Source organism: Desulfofalx alkaliphila DSM 12257 (assembly GCF_000711975.1).
Lineage (GTDB): Bacteria > Bacillota > Desulfotomaculia > Desulfotomaculales > Desulfohalotomaculaceae > Desulfofalx > Desulfofalx alkaliphila.
In genome coordinates this window covers 1-2,752 of the sequence record NZ_JONT01000056.1, presented here as the reverse complement: position 1 = coordinate 2,752, position 2,752 = coordinate 1, and the positions used below count along the sequence as shown (strand labels likewise).

Below are 2,752 nucleotides of genomic sequence, written 5' to 3'. Positions count from 1 at the left end.
TGTAAGTGGTAAACTAAAAGGGACGAATTTTGGCCATTAAAAACGGATGATTTTTTCCAGTTCACAATACCATTCTTCTTTAGTCAACTGGTATATTTATATCAGACTGAAGGGGAGTGAATAGAATGGTGAGGTGGAAAATGTATACTCAGATTTATCAACTTAGAAACAAGGGATTTAATAAGTCCCAAGTGGCCAGACAGTTAGGCATTAATGTAAAAACTGTTAGCAAGTACTGGGAGTTGGATGCTGAAGGATATGCTGAGTTATTGCAACAAAGTGGTAGACGCTCACAAAAGCTAGACAAATACCAGGATGTTATCCTTAGCTGGCTTCGAGAATTCCCGGACATTAGCAGTGCCCAGGTGATGGACTGGCTCAAAGAACACTACAAGCTCAATGATTGCAGAGATCGTACTGTTCGGCGTTATGTATCACGGCTACGGGAAAAACATAATATCCACAAAAAAGAGGCTAGTCGGCAGTATCAGGCTATGGTTGACCCGCCAATGGGGAAACAAATGCAAATTGATTTTGGAGAAACAACCGTACGAACATCGACCGGAGCTAATATTAAACTTTATGGCATGGGTGTGGTACTCTCCCACTCTAGATACAAATATGCAGAGTGGTCTGATAGGCCCCTAACTACAGCAATCTTTATTAAAATGTTGGGGCGCTGCTTTGATTACTTAGGTGGCATACCTGAAGAATTGGTATTTGATCAAGATAAGATAATTGCAGTCAGTGAAAATCATGGAGACATTATCTACACCTTTGAATTTGAGAAGTTCAAGCAAGCCATGGGTTTTAATGTATGGCTATGTAGAAAAAGTGATCCTGAAAGTAAAGGTAGGGTTGAAGCAGTTGTAAAATATATGAAACGTAATTTTGCCGCTAACCGCCTGTTTATAGATATTAAAACATGGAACCAAAGTTGTGTAGATTGGCTGGAAAGAACAGCAAATACTAAGATCCACGGTACAACAAAAAAGATACCGGCAGAGGTGTTTCTCCTGGAAAAGCAACACCTTAAGCCTGTACCTAATATAAATAATATACCTAAGGATATTGTAACAAGGGTGGTAAGAAAAGACAACACCATCCTTTACAAAAGTAATCGTTATTCAGTGCCGATCGGCACATACAAACCTGGCCTTGAGTTAGAATTAGTAATTGAAGATAATTGCATTGTCCTCTATCATCTCATTACTAAAGAAGTTGTAACCAGGCACAAAATCAGTGCCGAGAAAGGAGCCTTAATACAAAACAACAATCACCTCAGAGATAACAGCCAAAAGATAAATGAATTCTACGAAAAAACACTAGAGAACCTGGGTGGTAGTGACAACGCAGCAAAGTTTCTTAAGGCCATACGTCAAGAGAAAAGCCGATATGTACGTGATCAGTTTGTACTAATGAATGAGGTGGCAAAGGTCTATCCTTCACCCATCGTAGAAAAGGCTATCGCCTATTGTCTAGAGATGACTCTTCACAGCGCTGTGGATTGTCGCTGTGCAGCAGAGCATTTCTTAAGTCAACAAGAGACACCCGTTGACATATCGGTGTTGGATAATCCTGATTCATGGCCCCAGTACCTTAAGGTAAAAGCCGAACAGAGAAGTATTTCAGCATACTCCACCCTCCTAGGGGGTGTGAAACATTGAATAATACCAAGACCCAAGAGGTTAGGACACTGCTGGGCTCACTGCGCCTAAACAGCATCAGGGATCATTTGGATGATCTAATGACTACTGCAATAAGAGAAGACACAACTTGCTTGGATTTTCTGTATATGGCACTACAAAAAGAAGTAGACGCAAGAAATGCTAACGCCCGTGCTAAAAGATTAAAACGAGCTGCCTTCCCATATCACAAAACCATTGAAGAATTCGATTTTGGGTTTCAAACATCAGTAACCCGGCGCCAAATACAGCAACTGATGGATATGCACTGGTTGGAAAAGGCTTTTAACCTATTTTTTCTTGGGCCGCCCGGCGTAGGGAAATCGCACCTTAGTATTGGGCTAGGTATTCAGGCTGTAGACTTGGGATATCGTGTTATCTTCATATCGATGGATGAACTGATAAAAATACTAAAAACGGAATCAATGTCGGTAAAGAGTAAGCGGCAGCTAAAGAACATTATGAACACAGATATGTTGATTGTCGATGAAGTAGGGTTTTTGCCAATCACAAAACAAGAAGCAAACCTATTTTTTCAACTGGTAACCAATCTCTACCAGAATACATCGGTAATTATTACATCTAACAAGGGTTTTGATGAGTGGCCGGAATTCTTTGGAGATCCGGTTATTACAGCAGCCGTACTGGACAGGCTTGTTCATAACAGCGAGTTATTTAATATGACCGGTGATAGTTATCGCTTACAGCACAGGAATACTATATTTGATCAATAAATATAAACGTTAAAGAATCCTACCGATCAGGCATTGCTGAAAGGAGAGGCTTATGATTGTTACCAAAAAATACATTCAAGAGCAGATAAGAAAAATTATAAAAGAGTAGTAGGATAGGATAACCACTGACGGTCTAATGTAGCTGCTAGCGGGTTGCTTTCCTATCGAACCCGCTAGAAAGTGGTCTAATATTGACAATCACATAATGATAATATATTACATCTTAGGCAACAACAAAACCCCGTTAATTTTATCCACAGGGGAATTAAATAACTGGAAAAAATCGTCCAAAATTATTGGCCGTTTTTTATCCAAAAGTATTGACCGCTTACA

Annotated in this window: 2 protein-coding genes; both read left to right on the top strand. The window is 39.8% G+C overall.

Annotated elements, in window-relative coordinates; translation table 11 throughout:
* Positions 1–125 precede the first annotated feature (125 nt).
* The gene (gene istA / locus BR02_RS0113005) at positions 126–1,667 is read left to right on the top strand and encodes an IS21 family transposase (RefSeq protein WP_034639607.1); all 1,542 of its coding nucleotides are present in this window, start codon (positions 126–128) and stop codon (positions 1,665–1,667) included.
* Positions 1,664–2,419 (top strand): IS21-like element helper ATPase IstB, encoded by a 756-nt coding sequence (gene istB / locus BR02_RS0113000; RefSeq protein WP_031517772.1) that lies wholly within the window; start codon positions 1,664–1,666, stop codon positions 2,417–2,419. The genes istA and istB overlap by 4 nt, the downstream gene beginning before the upstream one ends.
* Positions 2,420–2,752: the final 333 nt, after the last annotated feature.

What these genes read in the sequence shown, in the direction of transcription:
- istA (WP_034639607.1), top strand. Translation starts at nt 126, where the DNA reads ATGGTGAGGTGGAAAATGTATACTCAGATTTATCAACTTAGAAACAAG.